Origin of the sequence: Endozoicomonas atrinae (assembly GCF_001647025.1) — a bacterium.
GTDB classification, from domain to species: domain Bacteria; phylum Pseudomonadota; class Gammaproteobacteria; order Pseudomonadales; family Endozoicomonadaceae; genus Endozoicomonas; species Endozoicomonas atrinae.
In genome coordinates, this window is the sequence record NZ_LUKQ02000131.1 from 1 (window position 1) to 16,192 (window position 16,192).

Genomic DNA, 16,192 nt, shown 5'->3' on the forward strand with positions numbered 1-16,192 from the left:
ACCATTCGCACCGGAGTTAAACAGCTCAGAAAGGCTATGGGAGTGGATGCGGGAGCATGACTTATCAAACAAAGCATTTTCAGGTTATGAAAATATTGTAGATTGTTGCTGTGAAGCTTGGAATAACCTTTGCAGCGAAGCTGGTCGACTGTTCAGTCTGTGCTCCCGTGATTGGGCAGTTATACAGTAGTTAGAAAATTCAATTGGTATAAGTTTTGAATTTTTACTGTGGGCTATCGGGCGCGTTTTCAGGGCATCCATACCGCCTGCACGATAGCGTGAGATCCAGCGGTAAATACATGAGGAATCTGTACCATACTCTTTAGAGAGCCTCTGAACTTTTGCTCCATCCAGCCATTTCTGGATAGCCTGAATGCGGATGGCTTCTCTCAAATCATGGGAAACTTTACGTCCGTCAACCTTACTCATGGGCACCTCAAAAACTGAGGCGCTATATTAAGACAATTTGCGATGCAAAGTGTTGGCTCGTATCAATATACGGTCGGCGTAATGCACGACGACTGTTGAACTCGACAGTGTGGGTATTAATGACTCTGTCGATGCTGGGATGGGGGATACAGACCCTGGCGCTATGGCTGCCAGTGTTTGATCACACCGGGTTCAGCCACGAAACGCTGGTATTTGAAGAAGCGATAGGCCATTACCCACAGGCTGGTATGCTGAACTGGCCGTAGCCCTGTGGATTACGGACAACATCAATATCTGGTTTTTCCAGTTGTTTCGCCGGTGGATGAATCCGCAGTGGTTTGAGCTGCGTGCGTTTTTATCCAACAGCCTGGTTCAGGTGGTGTTCACGCCAGTGTGTGCCTTGTTTCTGTTTGGTGCCTTCTGGCAGAACCCTAAACTTCATCAGCAGGTGTGGGGCATTGCCTGGCTGAAGGTGCTGCTGGTGGTGATTTATCTGCCGTTGTCGTCGTTGGTGGTACGTAAGGCTGGGCAGTGGGGCCGAGTGATTACCTGGTGAGTTAATAATGAGCCCGAAGATCCTATGGTCTTCGGGTATACAAGGGGCAGCGGTTAGGCATCCATTGAGCAACTGAAATAAGACCTATTTAAAAAAGGAAGGAATGACATTTTAGGGAGCGTGTTAGGAGGGGCATGCTTTATTCTAAGTGGCTTCTGAACTATTTCTTATTTGTATCAAAAATGCTGGATTACGGCGAATATGTTGTTGACTAATAGTCGTGTATTTTTAACAATTTAATTGTTTATTGTTGCGTTGCAGCATAAAAGATTTTCAGGAGAGATGTTATGTTTGAGCAGATCACTGAGCAGTATCAAAAATCCATGAAACCAATGAGCGAGCTGGTTGATATTAATGCCAAGGTGTGTGAGCAGTTGTTGCAGAAGCAGACAGGCCTAATAACCCGAATGATCAAAGGCTATGTTAATTATGCTCAGTCTGCGGGTCATCCTGACGATGTGTCTGGAGTTATGGAGGCTCAAAAAGCATACGTTGAGAGCCTGCAGGATAATATTGTCACCACTGCGAAAGATACCTATGCCGTGATAACTGAAGCTCAGGAAAAAGTAGGTGAATTGATGAAAGACGCTTTCACCGAAGCTAAGGAATCTGTTGCTGATGTGACATCCAAAGCCTCCAAAGCTTCACTCAAAACTACTGCTGCTACGAATCTTAAGGTATTCGAACAGCTAATGAAGCAGCAAGCCGATTGGCTGACAGGGATGGTTAAAGACAGTGCTAGCTTTGCTCAGTCTCTGGGGCGTCATGAAGATATGTCAGGAGTCATGGAGGCTCAGAAGGAATACACTGAGAATCTGCAGGAAAAAATGGTGAACACTGCAAAAAATACCTACGCAGTCATGTCTGAAGCCCAGGAAAAAGTGGGTGAAATGATGAAAAGTGCTTTCACTGAGGCCAATAAAGCGGCGGTTGATGTGAGGGCTAAAGCGGCCAAGTCCACGACAAAAACTTCAGCGGCTACCAATAAGTAGTAAAGATCACCGTAGCTCTTCTCTGAAGGGCTTTTTAACTGGCTTCAAGCTGTTATGCCTGTCTAATAAAGGGTGACCTATGAGATACGAGGCATACGATTTCTATAATAAAAGTGCCAGCGCCATGCACAATATATATGGCCTTATACTGGATATTGGCACCCACCCACTCAATCCATACAGTCATACTCCCATTGGGCGAACGACCAACGCTGCGTTGGAGTTTGCAATGCGTCTGACCAAGAGTTATGAAAAGCTTGATTTTGATATTGATAGCGTGTTGATCAATGATAAAACTGTTCGCGTCCGAGAGGAGGTTGTGCTCTCAAAATCCTTTTGCGAGTTAGTCCATTTCAAGCGAGTAGGAAGGGAAGATAAAAACAAGGTCCTACTGGTAGCACCGTTGTCAGGCCATCACGCCACGCTGTTGAAGGGCACGGTGGAAGGACTCTTGCCTGATCATGAGGTCTACGTTACTGACTGGTTAGACGCTCGGGAAGTACCTTTAGATGAAGGAGCATTTACCTTTGACCTTCATGTCAGTTATCTGATCGATTTTCTTCAGTTCCTTGGTCAGGACGTTCATTTGGTTGCCATCTGTCAGCCAGCGGTGCAGGCACTGATTGCCACTGCCGTGATGGCGGAAGAAAAAAATACCTCTACACCAAAAACCTTGACGCTAATGGCGGGCCCCATTGATGTCAGTAAAAATCCTACCCGTGTTAATAAATATTCCCAAGAGCACAGTATGGATTGGTTTCGTGGATTTGCCATTATGACGGTGCCGCCAGGTTACCCCGGTGAAGGACGCGAAGTCTACCCAGGCTTCCTGCAGTTGGGCGGTTTTTTATCGATGAATCTTGACATGCATATTTCTAAGTACCTGGGTTTTTTTCAGAACTTGCTTGAGGGCGATGAGGAAGACGCTGATTGTTTCCGAGCCTTCTACGATGAATATATGGCCGTATTAGACATCCCCGCAGAATTTTATTTGGAAACTATAGAACGTGTTTTTAAAGCTAATGCGTTGGCTCGCAACTCCATCACCTACAATGGTAAGTCCGTCAATTTTGGGGCGATCAATAATACGGCTCTGCTGACGGTTGAAGGTGCTAGTGATGATGTCTGTGGCATAGGACAAACGCAAGCGGCGCACGCTCTGTGTAAAAACATACCCGAGACAATGCGCTGTCATCACTTGCAGGAGGGGGCTGGCCACTATGGGATTTTCAGCGGCTCCAGGTTTCGAAAGTATGTACGTCCTTTGGTAACTGAATTTATTCACGATTACAGTTGAGGGTGGAATAAACTCATGAGTTTGAGTGAGCAACACGCGAATAGGCCTGTCGCACTGGTGACCGGTGGGGCAAGTGGTATAGGTGCTGCTATTGCCAGAGAGCTAGCCCGCGATGGTTTTTATGTAGTGATCAGCGATATCGACCTGAAGGCAGCAGAGAGTATAGTCGCAACTATATGTGAGCATGGCGGTAGTGCATCAACTTTGTATTTAGATGTTACCCATCAAGAAAGTATCGATGCCTGTAGAAAAACCATCAAGGGAGAATTTACTCGACTTGATGTGTTGGTCAATAACGCGGGCATTCAGCATGTGGCAAAGTTGGAAGAATTTCCTGTCGATAAATGGCAGCTGGTTATCGATGTGCTATTGGTAGGACCTGCCATGTTGACCCGCGCTTTTTTGCCAATGATGAAAGAACAAAAATATGGGCGCATTGTGAATATAGGCTCAATTCACGGTTTGATCGCATCACCCTATAAGAGCGCCTATATCGCAGCGAAGCACGGTCTGCTCGGTTTTAGTAAAACCATTGCGTTAGAAGTGGCCGAGTACGACATCACCATTAACACTATTTGTCCAGCCTATGTAAAAACGCCGCTAGTGGAAAAGCAGATTGCTGACCAGGCTAAGTACTACGGTATCAGCGAAGATGAAGTGATCAGTAAGATTATGCTGGCCCCGATGCCGAAGCAAAGTTTTATTTCGTTGGAAGAGGTTACTGGTAGCGTTTTGTTTTTGTTGAACCCAGTGAGCCGAAATATGACGGGGCAGACAATAGTGTTGGATGGAGCCTGGACCGCCCGCTAATTCATCGGCTTATTTTTCCTCATTATCTGAGTCTTGGTGGGTGAATTTTTGCCAAGTGTCGAGGTTTTGTTCCATGATTTTACTGATCATGCCGATAGGACCAGCATCAATCATATTTTTAAGCAAGCCTTGCATCGTATCCTGTTGCTTGAGGAAGTGGTTCAGACTCTGCTCCAGGTATTGACGTAAAAAAACTTGCATATCATCGCCGTAAAAACGAATCAGTTGTTTCAGCAACGTATCTGTAAGCAATGATTGCTCGTTACTACTCTCCTGTTCACTGATGATCTGCAGGAGAATGCTCTTGGTGATGTCATCGCCAGTTTTAGAATCAACTACTGCAAAGTCAATATGCTCCAGAGTTAATAATTTTACATAGTCAAGATTAACGTACTGACTCTGAGATGTGTCGTACAATCGTCGGTTGGGATACTTTTTGATTGTGATCAAAGCCAGCTCCTACATGGTGAAGGTTGAAGAAAACATTAAGGGAGCAGGTAACTTCAAAGTAGCGGTTCCCTCAATATCCCGTTGGAGGATAAATTCGCAGCATAAAAAACCACGATTATGATGGATCGTGGCATTAATGAGAATACTGATTGGTCAATAATTACAGGCGATATCAATCTTGATATTGTTTTAAATCCGCACTTTTACATAGCTACCAGGAGCGGGTTCCAGCGCTGGAAAATCTGGATGTATCCCAACTTTCTGAGCATCGACTTTGTCACCTGAAAGGCCTGCCAGCCAACGATACCAGTCGCACCACCAGGAGCCCTCCACCTTGGTGGCCTCGTTCAGCCAAGCGTGGGGATCTTCCGGTAAACTTTCATTGCCGACACTGCTGTCGCAGGCCCAGTATGGGTATTTACCCGATTCAGCGGGGTTGATAATGCCAGCAATATGGCCGGAGCCAGCTAAGATAAAGCGCTTCATGGCTGCCTGGCGGCTGATTCCGTCGCCAAGACGGCGAGCACTTTGGTAGGCGCTTTCCCAAAGAACAATGTGATCAGCTTTAGGGGCTACAAAGTAAGTGGGTAGATTTATCGTAGACAGATTGATGGGTACCTCATTGAGGATCACGCTACCGGCCTCAACAAAGCAGTTGTTGAGATAGGCGTTGCGAATATAGAAGTTAAAGGTATTGGCGGGCAGGTTGGTTGCATCGCTGTTCCAGTATAAGATGTCAAATGCGGAGGGTGTTTCCCCTTTGAGATAGTTGTTAATATAAAATGGCCAGTAGAGGTTATTTTCACGCAAAAGACTAAAGCTCATACCCAGAATACGACCATCCAGCACACCGTGAGTGCCAGTCTCTTTTTCTAAATGGGATAATATTTGTTCGGAGATAAAATTACCTATTTCTCCTGGCTCATCGTAGTCGAGAAGGGTCGTGAAAAATGTCATGCTGTTGATACGTTCGTCGCCAATATTTTGCAGGTATGATTGCGTAGTGGCCAGCAGCATACCACCAACGCAATAACCAGCGGTGTTGATCTTATTCTCTCCAGTGATAGCTTCCACTGCATCAAGAGCTGCCACCGGACCTTGAAGCATGTAATCGTCAAACTGCTTATCAGCCATTTGCGCCGATGGATTGACCCAGGAAATCATAAAGACGGTGAAACCCTGTTTAACGAGCCAGTGCACCATCGATTTTTTATGATCGAGGTCAAGAATGTAGTACTTGTTGATAAACGGTGGCACAAACAACAGTGGTCGCTGTAAGCATTTTTTGGTATCCGGAGTGTATTGAATTAACTGCATCAGGTCGTTTTGGTAGATCACTTCACCTGGTGTGGCGGCAAGATTTGTACCGAGTTCAAAAGCCTCAAGATCCGTTTGCAAAATATTCAAAGCATCGGCTGGGCTTTGTTTGAGGTCACGAACTAGATTTTCCATGCCTTTTAGTAAGTTGGAGCCCTTGCTTTTGAGGATTTCGCGGCAAACTTCCGGGTTACTGTATGCGAAGTTCGCAGGTGAAAGAGCACTGACAAACTGACGGGTGAAGAACTTCGTTTGTTGCTTGAATTGGGGATCTTTAAATTCAAACTGCTCGACGAGATCTTCCAGCATTTTTGCGTTTAACAGATAGGCTTGTTTTAAGAAGTAAAACACAGGCTCTGTGTTCCAGTCACTACCCTGAAAACGAGGGTCGCGCTCGCCATCGTCAGTAAATTGAGACAGGGTCTGTTTTTTAAAAAAAGCCTGGCCAACTTGTTGCCAAAGCTGCCGCTGATTTTCCATAAAATCCATCTGAAGCTTAATCAGTTGAGCTGCATCCATTTGTACGGGTTGCTCTCGCCACTGTTTAATCAGATTTTCGAGGATAGCCTTGGGGGTTAACCGGTCGTGCCGGTTTCGCATGGCATGGGAGAGACTATTATCCAGAAGGTTTAAGAAACCTTCAGCTACTTCTTTCACTAGGGGGCTGCTGAATAGCTGCTCGAAGTGATCACTCTGGTTTACCAAACTTACCTCCTCCCAATTAATGCCCCCCAAAGTATTGAGGTACTTAGGTGTCAGCGAATCAATAATTATCGACTGTCGATTAGTACATGTGTTGGCCGCCGTTAACAGAGAGTGTAGAACCGGTGATAAAACCAGCGTCATCGCTGACTAAGAAGGCCGCTGCTCGGGCAATATCTTTAGGTGTACCCAGTCGACCAACGGGAATACTATCGGTGATTTTTTCCAAGATGGCTTCAGGTAACGCGCGAACCATATCGGTGTCAACATAACCCGGGGTGATGGCGTTGACGGTGATGCCTTTGGCCGCACTTTCAAGCGCCAGTGCTTTGGTGAAGCCCTGTATACCGGATTTTGCAGCGGCGTAATTGACTTGGCCGTATTGGCCTGACTGCCCATTGACTGAACCAATATTGACAATACGACCAAAATTCCTGGAACGCATATTTTCGATCACGGCCTTACAGGTATTGAAGCAAGAGGCAAGGTTGGTTTGAATGACGGCGTCCCACTGTTCGACGTCCATTCGGTGCATGGTTTTATCGCGTGTAATGCCTGCGTTGTTGATAAGGACATCAGTAGGGCCGAAGTCTACTTCGATCTGCGAGATACCCTTTTGGGTGGCTGCAAAGTTGCTTACATCAAACTTAATAACAGGGATACCGGTACGATCCATAAATGCTTGTGCTGCTTGATCATTGCTTACGTAATTTGCAATAACGGTGTAGCCTAGGTCTTTGAGGTGAGTACTGATTGTTTCACCAATTCCTCGCGTACCTCCCGTCACTACTGCTACTTTACTCACACTAGCCCCCTTGTTGCTACGAACAAGTATTATTAAAAAAACAATCTTTCTTACATTTTGAATTGCTGCAGATGAATACTTCTCAGATGCTGTGTTCTGATAGCGCTAGGAATTTGTCGGACTTACCCGACCGTAGTGAGCGCAAACCCAGCTAGAGTCAGTTTTTATGATGACTTAATGTCAGCTACTCCTCTAATAAATTCAACGAAAAACAGTATAGAATGGCCTGATTTGGCTGTTTCGAAATAGCGTCAGCGACAAGTACTAAGTACGAGAGGCTCCTTGATCCAGATCGAAACAAAGCCTGTAGATGCAAGATATCTTAGCAAGAGCTTTTATAACTTCTAAAGCGCCACGATCAATGGACTCATATCAACTATAGTATAGACGTCCTTTATCATCTAATCTGAAAGTGATATCTCTGCGTTAAAGTCTTTACAGATTCCTTTCGATAGGAGGTCAAAATCATGTCTCTCTATAGAGCTGGTTGGCACCTAACATAGCTGAACTGCTTTAATACTTGACCACTACATATAGTTATGCCTTCTATTTGCACTTGTCATGGCAATAACAAGATCTAATCGCAAAATTGGAGGGTTCTGACAGATTTTTGAAATCAATCTGTCGTTTGTCTGAGGATTGGCTGTATTACATAGGCTATCAGCAGTATCGATGCGCCTACCTCACGTTAATTTATGAAATTTCCAAGTTAGATAAGTGCATTTTTTATTTGGAAGGCTATATGAATTTTTCTGATAAACAAAAACAAACTAAAAGCCGAAATAGCTATTCGTGGTTTTGGAATGCATTAGCTCCATACTGGAAAGTGTATAGAGATGTTTTTGTAGCCAGTTTATTGGTCAATCTATTTGCTTTAGTCACGCCTCTATTTGTGATGAATGTGTATGACCGGGTTGTCCCCAATCAAGCAGTTGAAACATTATGGATGTTGGTGACTGGAGTGGTAATAGCCTTTTTTTTTGAAGCAATGATTCGGTTTATTCGAACAAGATATATAGATCTTGCTGGTCGGCAGATTGATATATCACTGTCATCACGTCTGGTTTCACGATTGCTTGGTTTAAGTCTTGCTGATCGACCAGAAAGTGCGGGTAATTTGATGAATCAATTAGCAGAGTTTGACAGCGTTCGGTCGTTTATCACATCTACCACAATTATGGTTTTTATTGATCTGCCCTTTGTGATTCTTTTTCTTGCTTTAGCATACTGGTTGGGTGGGGCGATTGTTCTTATTCCAGTGGTTTGTATTGGTATCGCTTTGATGCTTGCCTGGGTTTTGAATCGTAAGCTTCAATTATTGATAACAAAACAACAGTCTGCTTCAGCCCAGAGGCAGAATTTTCTATTGGAGCTGTTGCTTGGACTGGTATCAATAAAAACCAGTAACGCAGAACCCCAGAATCAGATGGAATGGAATGCGTTGAATCGCAGTGTTGCTGATAGTAGCCTTAAAATTCGTCAACTGCAGACATTGACCAGTCAAACTACGATGTTGATGTTGCAACTTAATACTGTCGCACTGGTCGCCTGCGGTGTTTACCTTATCGGGTCTGGATCGTTATCCATGGGTGGGCTGATTGCCATTGTGATGATTGCAGGTCGGTGTGCCTCTCCTGTCTCTCAGGTTATTGGGTTGCTTAATCAGTACGAAAAAACGGTGCAAGCTCTTAATCACACAGAGCAAATCATAAACCTTCCCCAGGAAAAGCCGTTGACATCCACATTATTAAAGCCGGGGGGATTCGCAGGACATTTTACGGTTCAGAGTCTGTCCTTCGCATACAAAGGGGAGTGTGATTTATTGCAGGATATTAACCTAGATATTCCATCAGGTTGTAAAATGGCCATACTTGGCCGTATGGGGTCTGGTAAAAGCACGTTATTGCAGATACTTCTTGGGCTCTGGAGGCCAAAATCCGGCAGTGTAAGAGTGGATAATATTGATTTACGTCAGCTTGATCCTGGTTGGTTTCGGTGTCATGTAGGGTATGTTGCTCAGAGAACAGAACTGTTTAACGGCACACTTCGGAGCAATATCACTATGCATCATCCGGAAGTTCAGGATGAGGATATTTTGGCAGTACTTAAAAAAACAGGATTGGAGAGCTTTGTAAAGTTTGGCAGTGCAGGACTGGACTTTCATGTTGGAGAAGGTGGGCGATACCTTTCTGGGGGGCAGGCGCAAGCAGTAGGTGTGGCTCGTGCATTGATAAATCGACCAAAAGTTTTAATGCTGGATGAACCCACGAATGCAATGGATTCACAGGCTGAAGCTCAATTCTGTGAACTGTTAAAGAATATGAGTGGCGTTTCAATCATTATGATAACCCATAAGAAAAGTTTATTGGACACGATGGATCGCATCGTTGTACTCGATAAAGGAAGGATCCATGTTGCAGGAGATGCAGCTAAAGGTAATGTTAAAAGAAAAGTTTCGAATGAAGAGGCTGTGGTCTGACATGGACGAGAAAAAGGTCAGCAAAAGGCATATTTCAGAAAGTAGCTCTGTTGATAATAGTGAAGATGTTTGTACTAAGGCGTCCATTGAAGACGACATAAACATTATAACGAAGGGAAGTCGCCCTTTATTGATTCTTACCAGTATTTTTTTAATAACATTTCTTGTTTGGGCTAACTGGTGCTCCCTTGATGAAGTTGCTCGGGGGGATGGGAGAGTAACTCCATCAAGCCAAGTTCAAAATATACAGAATCTTGAAGGTGGGATTGTTGAGGATATATTGGTTGCTGAGGGCGATGTTGTTGATAAAGACCAAGTATTGATAGTTATGGATGACACACGTTTTTCGTCATTAAAAAAAGGGCAAGTTGTAAACAAGCATACCTTGGAGGCTAAGAAAGCTCGCCTGATAGCAGAGGTCGAAGGTGGGGAACCACTGTTCTCAGAAGACCTGATAAATGAAGTTCCAGATCTTGTTATAAAAGAAACAGAGCTTTTTCTGAACCGCCAAAAAGAGTTTGAAAGTAGTCAAGGGATTGTTCTGCATCAAATAGCCCGGATGGAAAAACAACTTTCTGAGTTGAAAGCCAGCCGACAGATGTTGGGGCGACGGTATAGTTTTTTGTTTGAAGAATTAAAGCTGGCCAGGGAGTTAGCCAGGGAAGGTGCTGTTTCTAAAGTTGAAGTGCTCAGGCTTGAGCGGCAAGTGAGTGATTCTCAAGGAGAGATGAAAGTTTATGAAAAAAAACTTGAGCAAGTTGAAGCGCAGCAGCAAGAGGCTCTTCAAAGGTTGAAAGAAGTCCAGTTAAGTTTTGTAAATAAATCAAGACTGGAGCTGAATGAAACCATCGGTGTGTTGCACGAACTGTCGGCAAAGGAAGCACTGGTGAGTGATCAAGTTGACAGAACGCTTGTCCGAGCGCCGATGCGGGGAGTTGTCAACCAGATATTTGTTAATACGGAGGGCGGGGTTGTTCAGCCAGGGATGACCATCATAGAACTGACGCCGATTGATGATTCACTGGAAGTTGAAGTGAAGATACATCCTAGAGATATAGCCTTCCTTCATCCTGGTCAACAAGCTACCGTCAGATTTACTGCGTACGATTTCACTATTTACGGTGGCATAGAGGGTACATTGACAAGCATCAGTGCAGATACCATTGAAGACGAAAAAGGAGATAGCTTTTATCTTGCTAGAGTTGTAACGAAAGCTAATAATCTGGGAAATGAAAACGACAATGCTCGCCCTATAATTCCGGGTATGGTGGCAATGGTTGATATATTGACAGGAAAAAAAACATTGCTTGATTACCTTTTAAAACCGGTGCTTAGAGCTAAACAGCTGGCTTTTAGTGAAAGGTAGTTGTGAATTGTTGATATAGTGTTTAAGCATTTTCTATGCCAGAAACAAATTGAGATTTATGGTTTGATTATTAACTGTTTATATTCGGGAGGTGAATATGAACGATCTTTCAGAAGTTGAAACAAAGCAGAAGGAATCGGTTGGAACTGTTGAGTCTGTAACAGGGAGGGTTGAAGCTGTCAATTCGCAAGAAGAAGGTCGTGTTCTGAATAAAGGAGGTATTGTTTATAAGGACGACATCATTATGACTTATGATGGCACAATAAATATTAAGCTGGATTCAGGTCAGTCCGTTGTGTTTAATGATAATGCTGTTTTCAGGCTTTCACCGGAAATAGAAGAGCTGAAGCTGGAAATTGAAGCAGAACAGTACGAAATACCACAAACTATTCTGGCTGGTGGTGACCCTTCAGAGCTACTGCCTTCTCCACAGGCTGGCGAAACGAATCAAGTAGATACCACGATTAATTCTGGGTCTCGTACCCAGGAAATTTTTGATTTAAGTGGGATCAGCGTCCAGCCTGAGGCTGGTTTTGAAACTTCAAACTTTGCAACACTTATTAATGTAGAAACAAATAACATAAGTAATACGCTTGATGAGAGCCCACTGGGTGTAGATATAAACGATAACCCTGTGGCGAGCGCCGATACCGCCACCGGTCACGAGAACCAGACGTTGACCATTGATGTGCTGGCTAACGACACGGATGTTGACAGCAGCGACAACCCGGCCAACTTCAGTCTCGACAGCGTGGAGATCGTCGATGGCGAGGGGAATCCGTTAAACGGCCAGGGGACCGTCAGCGTGGTGAACAACCAGCTGCAGTTCGTCCCCGGCAGTGACTTCGACAGCCTGGCCAACGGTGAAAGCGCGACAGTGACCGTGCGCTATGTGATGTCCGATGACGAAGGGGCAGAGTCGACCTCCACAGCCACGATTACCGTCACCGGTACCAATGACGCTCCGGTGGCCAGTGCCGATACCGCCACCGGTCACGAGAACCAGACGTTGACCATTGATGTGCTGGCCAACGACACGGATGTTGACAGCAGCGACAACCCGGCCAACTTCAGTCTCGACAGCGTGGAGATCGTCGATGGCGAGGGGAATCCGTTAAACGGCCAGGGGACCGTCAGCGTGGTGAACAACCAGCTGCAGTTCGTCCCCGGCAGTGACTTCGACAGCCTGGCCAACGGTGAAAGCGCGACAGTGACCGTGCGCTATGTGATGTCCGATGACGAAGGGGCAGAGTCGACCTCCACAGCCACGATTACCGTCACCGGTACCAATGACGCTCCGGTGGTCGATGTTGGTGCTGAAAAGTTGGTCTTTGAGTCTGGACTGGATGAGGATAATCCGGACGTATCAAGGGTTACTCAGGTTACGGGCAGGCTGGATAGCATTGATGTAGAGGGTGACGATCTCACACTATATGCTAATGGTTTTGAAGTTGGCCGCCTGACCGGGACCCATGAGTTGATCGGAACGGTAGAAGGGGATTACGGAGAGGTCACCTTTTACGGTGATGGGCAGTGGTCATATCAGTTGAACGACAAAGTTGATAATCAAGTCGATGCGACACCTTTTGAGAAGTTTGAGGTCATCCTGAATGACGGTGAGCTGGGCTCAAACACTGCGGTTATCAAGGTGAATATTAATGATGAGATTCGCATTACGAATGCTTCAGATGCGTGGGTACTCATCAATGCGCCAGAACACTCGTATATAGGTGTTTTACAGACTGAGGGTATTAACACGCAGTATGAAGGCGACCTGAGCAAAAATATTACCGGCTGGAATAAGAATACCCAGGAACACGGAGACTCCGGGCTCACTAGTAACGGTAAGGCCGTTTATTATTTTGTTGATTCTCAAGATACTTCAGTTCTTATCGCCTATACCGATTCCGCTGGCAGTAATGCCTTTAGCGACAGCAATACCCAGGATGAGTTGTTCCGTATTAGGCTGGATCCCAATAATGACCGGTATATCATTGAAACCTCTGGTTCTGGAGAGTTGATTGACTTCACCTATACCACCGAACTCGGTCATATAACTGGGGGTAATGAAAACTTCCTGGTGCTGGTTGCGGGCGACGATGACTTGGAGGTTGAGAGGTATGAGTCGAAGGCTGATTGGAATGCGGACGATGATGTGGTAGGTAGATCCATTATCGCAATATCTGCTCAAAAGGAAAATAGTGGAGAACCCATTGCCGTTAATTGGAGTGCTAACAGCATTGCAGTCGGCAGTGGCTGGATAGCTGGAGCAGAAGATATTCTGGTAATGGAGTTTGTTGCTGGCGATACAATCGGTGTCACCATAGGTATTGATGTACATAATGGTAGAAATTCCAATGGGTTCTATCATTGGAAAGCGTTTGGCACCGACGGGCATTTGCTGGATCAAGGTATTAGCAATAATGCAAAACTTGTTATTGTCGGCCAGGAAGTTCTTGGCCATGTTGAGTTGGTTGGGAGGGACGCAGATTCCCAATTTCGGATTGTTACGGATTCGACAGTGCTGACCCGTACTACTCAGCCGTCCGGTGAAAGCGCTATCAACATCGAGGTGGTCGCTACAGACAGTGATGGTGATGTGGCATCGGAAACCGTTTCTATTAATTTTACCGAAGGGCAGCAGGGCGATAGTAGTGATAATGTTTTGGTGGGTACAGCGGGTTCTGACTATCTTGCCGGCGGCGAAGGTGATGACATTCTCAGGGGTGGAACAGGTCAGGATCAGCTGTATGGTGGTGATGGCAATGACACCATCGATGGGGAAGGTGGTTCCGATACGCTTTACGGTGGAAAAGGCAATGATACCATAACGGGAGGTCATACGGATGGCAGCAGCTCAAACAAGTTTGTGTTTGATATTGACGACCTGCTTGATGATCAAACGGTACAGACGGATAAAATTCTCGATTTTGTGGTTGGTGATGTGAACTCTGATCCAACCGCGGATGTTCTGGATATCAGTTCACTGGTTGAGGTAGAAGAAGATGAGCACATGGATGTCGATGCACTGCTATCGACCCTTAATGAAAACGGCGTGAGTGTAGATTTTATTGATGAGGATCATGTCACCCTTAATATTGTAAAAAATACGGCAGAAAGCAGTCGGGATACGCTGCACATAGAGCTCCATCATGTTGGCGGTTGGGGTGATCGCGATGTCAATGATATGACTGGGCAGGATGTGCTGATGGAACTTATCAATAATGGGCAACTGATTGTCTGATCGGTATACCTGTCGCCTTTTACACTCTCTCACATGACTGTTTGCATTTACTTCATGGCTACCAAGTGAAGAAAGTAATGTTGTTTTGTTTACTTCAATTCTTTTGATATCAATAAATCACAGGAGTCAGGTTTTGGTCTTTAAAAAGGTAAAATCTGTGTGTCGACAGTCTTTTGCCTGTCTGATGGTTCTTTCTACAATCGTTATGTCGTCTTCTAGTCAATCAGATACACTGGTTGAGGCCATTAATCAAACTCTGGCGACAAGTCCTGAGATTCTCGTTAAAGCCATTGAGGCTGGCGCCAGGGTTGATGAAGTTCGACAGGCGCGTGCAGGTTATTTGCCGGTTGTCGATTTTTCAGCGGCTATTGGTTATGAAAACAGTCGAAACAGTACCACCATTGGCGCATATGATGCCGGTAGTGCTGACAGTAAAGACCAGAAAAGAACGCATCGTGAAGCTGCAGTGCGTGCCAGGCAAATGCTATTTGATGGCTTCGGGGTTCGAAGTGAAATCCTGCGTCAATCGGCTCGTCAGGCATCGGCCTCTCAAGAATTGTGCTCTCAGGCATCGGATATTGCTTTGAGTGTTGCGCAAGCTTATATCAATATTATGCGCCAGCAGGACATTCTGGAATTGATGCAGGAAAACACACTGGAGCATGCCCGTATTGTTGAGCTGATTCAAATACAGGGAAAGAAAGGGCGTAGTAATGAGGCTGATGTGGCACAGGCTGAAAGCCGTCTGGTTCTGGCGAAGACTAATGAAATCAGTGCAGAGTCTGTACTTAAGGATGTTAAAACGCAATATCAGCGGTTGGTCGGAAATTTACCGTTGTCGTATTCATTACCCCAGGTACCCCCATATATACCGGTGTCCTTGGAGTTGGCGATACAGCAGGCTGTTATGGATCACCCGGTTATGAAACTCGCCAGTGAAGATGTTAAAGCAGCAGAGGCTCAATATGAAGCCAGTAAAAGCACATTCCTGCCTCAGCTTGATTTGGAGGTAGGGGCTAATTGGGATAAGGATGCTAATGGGGGCAAGGGAGATACATACACTCACATAGCGAAATTAAATGTAACGTATAACTTGTACAATGGCGGCGGGGATAAAGCGCGCCTTAGCCAGACGAGTAAATTGGTCAATAAAGCGCTAGAGGTTCGTAACCGAGCCAGGAGGCAGGTAGAAGAAGAGGTTCGATTGGCGTGGATTGCCGTGGATTTTGGAAATCAGCGCTTATCTCCATTGGCTGAGTATGTTCGTCAGTCGGGAAAGTCTAGAAAGCTTTATGATAAGCAGTTTTTAGTCGGTAGCCGGACGCTATTGGATGTTCTGGACAGCCAAAGCGAATTTACCTCGGCAAGGCAGAGTGAAATCAATGCTCAGTTCGACTTGGTGTTTAATCAATTTCGTTTGTTACATAGCACTGGTTCTTTGTTGACAGCACTTAATGCAAAACTCCAGTTTGAGAATCAGTGTGGCTTGGCGGTAGTCGATGTAATGTAGTTGCTGGGAGTTGCTCCTAATGTTGTTCAAATAAGCTCCCTTACAGAACATAAATGTTCCGGCAGCTATAATTAAGCGACAGATAATGAGTAAAGAGAGTGATTATGACTATGAAAACTACTCATGAAAGCCCTGTTGCATTTGAAACCGACCTCTCTGTCGATTTACTCAGCAAAGCCAGAGCGCTGCATGTGGATGTCCATGCCGTGATTCAACGAGCGGTGGCAGCACAAGC

The 16,192-nt window shown here is 45.3% G+C and carries 12 protein-coding genes and 2 pseudogenes; 10 read left to right on the forward strand and 4 right to left on the reverse strand.

Going from position 1 to position 16,192, the window contains the following annotated elements:
* A pseudogene (locus AK963_RS35495) lies at positions 1-190 on the forward strand (IS630 family transposase); the annotation flags it as partial.
* A gap of 35 nt (positions 191-225) precedes the next feature.
* Here AK963_RS35495 and AK963_RS36885 read toward each other — a convergent pair.
* Positions 226-429: pseudogene (locus AK963_RS36885) on the reverse strand (helix-turn-helix domain-containing protein); the annotation flags it as partial.
* A gap of 119 nt (positions 430-548) precedes the next feature.
* Here AK963_RS36885 and AK963_RS33330 point away from each other — a divergent pair.
* The 5 genes from AK963_RS33330 to AK963_RS17020 all read left to right on the forward strand — a co-directional run bounded on the left by AK963_RS33330 (position 549) and on the right by AK963_RS17020 (position 4,084).
* Positions 549-695: a hypothetical protein gene (locus tag AK963_RS33330; RefSeq protein WP_175404553.1), complete on the forward strand. Its 147-nt coding sequence runs from the start codon at positions 549-551 to the stop codon at positions 693-695.
* Positions 696-736: 41 nt separating this feature from the next.
* Entirely contained in the window at positions 737-985 is a 249-nt protein-coding gene (locus AK963_RS17005) for a hypothetical protein (RefSeq protein ID WP_139117471.1), read from the forward strand.
* Between the two features lie 287 nt (positions 986-1,272).
* Positions 1,273-1,977 carry a phasin family protein gene (locus AK963_RS17010; protein ID WP_066016642.1) on the forward strand — a complete coding sequence of 235 codons (705 nt, stop codon included), beginning with the start codon at positions 1,273-1,275 and terminating at the stop codon, positions 1,975-1,977.
* Positions 1,978-2,056: 79 nt separating this feature from the next.
* Positions 2,057-3,274 (forward strand): polyhydroxyalkanoate depolymerase, encoded by a 1,218-nt coding sequence (locus AK963_RS17015; protein ID WP_066016643.1) that lies wholly within the window; start codon positions 2,057-2,059, stop codon positions 3,272-3,274.
* Positions 3,275-3,289: 15 nt separating this feature from the next.
* The gene (locus AK963_RS17020) at positions 3,290-4,084 is read left to right on the forward strand and encodes a 3-hydroxybutyrate dehydrogenase (protein ID WP_066016644.1); all 795 of its coding nucleotides are present in this window, start codon (positions 3,290-3,292) and stop codon (positions 4,082-4,084) included.
* Positions 4,085-4,093: 9 nt separating this feature from the next.
* Here the strand turns inward: AK963_RS17020 and phaR are convergent, their stop codons facing one another.
* From phaR to phbB, 3 genes are all read right to left on the reverse strand, one after another.
* The gene (gene phaR, locus AK963_RS17025; RefSeq protein ID WP_066016645.1) at positions 4,094-4,534 is read right to left on the reverse strand and encodes a polyhydroxyalkanoate synthesis repressor PhaR; all 441 of its coding nucleotides are present in this window, start codon (positions 4,532-4,534) and stop codon (positions 4,094-4,096) included.
* 189 nt (positions 4,535-4,723) lie between these two features.
* The gene (phaC, locus tag AK963_RS17030) at positions 4,724-6,508 is read right to left on the reverse strand and encodes a class I poly(R)-hydroxyalkanoic acid synthase (RefSeq protein WP_175404554.1); all 1,785 of its coding nucleotides are present in this window, start codon (positions 6,506-6,508) and stop codon (positions 4,724-4,726) included.
* A 127-nt stretch (positions 6,509-6,635) separates the two neighbouring features.
* Positions 6,636-7,358, reverse strand: coding sequence for an acetoacetyl-CoA reductase (gene phbB / locus AK963_RS17035; RefSeq protein WP_066016647.1), 723 nt, complete (start codon positions 7,356-7,358; stop codon positions 6,636-6,638).
* Between the two features lie 742 nt (positions 7,359-8,100).
* Between phbB and AK963_RS17040 the strand changes: the two genes are divergently transcribed.
* The 4 genes from AK963_RS17040 (at position 8,101) to AK963_RS17055 (ending at position 15,957) form a co-directional block, all read left to right on the forward strand.
* Positions 8,101-9,837, forward strand: a complete 1,737-nt coding sequence (locus tag AK963_RS17040) for an ATP-binding cassette domain-containing protein (protein ID WP_083232715.1) — start codon at positions 8,101-8,103, stop codon at positions 9,835-9,837.
* Positions 9,770-11,203: an HlyD family type I secretion periplasmic adaptor subunit gene (locus AK963_RS17045; RefSeq protein ID WP_083232716.1), complete on the forward strand. Its 1,434-nt coding sequence runs from the start codon at positions 9,770-9,772 to the stop codon at positions 11,201-11,203. The genes AK963_RS17040 and AK963_RS17045 overlap by 68 nt, the downstream gene beginning before the upstream one ends.
* Positions 11,204-11,300: 97 nt before the next feature.
* Positions 11,301-14,447, forward strand: coding sequence for an Ig-like domain-containing protein (locus tag AK963_RS17050; RefSeq protein ID WP_066016649.1), 3,147 nt, complete (start codon positions 11,301-11,303; stop codon positions 14,445-14,447).
* 133 nt (positions 14,448-14,580) lie between these two features.
* Entirely contained in the window at positions 14,581-15,957 is a 1,377-nt protein-coding gene (locus AK963_RS17055) for a TolC family outer membrane protein (RefSeq protein ID WP_083232717.1), read from the forward strand.
* The last annotated feature ends 235 nt before the right edge of the window (positions 15,958-16,192 follow it).

Excerpts from the sequence above, each read along its gene's own strand:
- AK963_RS33330 (WP_175404553.1), top strand. The coding sequence starts at position 549 with ATGACTCTGTCGATGCTGGGATGGGGGATACAGACCCTGGCGCTATGG.
- AK963_RS17010 (WP_066016642.1), top strand. The coding sequence starts at position 1,273 with ATGTTTGAGCAGATCACTGAGCAGTATCAAAAATCCATGAAACCAATG.
- AK963_RS17015 (WP_066016643.1), top strand. The coding sequence starts at position 2,057 with ATGAGATACGAGGCATACGATTTCTATAATAAAAGTGCCAGCGCCATG.
- AK963_RS17020 (WP_066016644.1), top strand. The coding sequence starts at position 3,290 with ATGAGTTTGAGTGAGCAACACGCGAATAGGCCTGTCGCACTGGTGACC.
- AK963_RS17040 (WP_083232715.1), top strand. The coding sequence starts at position 8,101 with ATGAATTTTTCTGATAAACAAAAACAAACTAAAAGCCGAAATAGCTAT.
- AK963_RS17045 (WP_083232716.1), top strand. The coding sequence starts at position 9,770 with ATGTTGCAGGAGATGCAGCTAAAGGTAATGTTAAAAGAAAAGTTTCGA.
- AK963_RS17050 (WP_066016649.1), top strand. The coding sequence starts at position 11,301 with ATGAACGATCTTTCAGAAGTTGAAACAAAGCAGAAGGAATCGGTTGGA.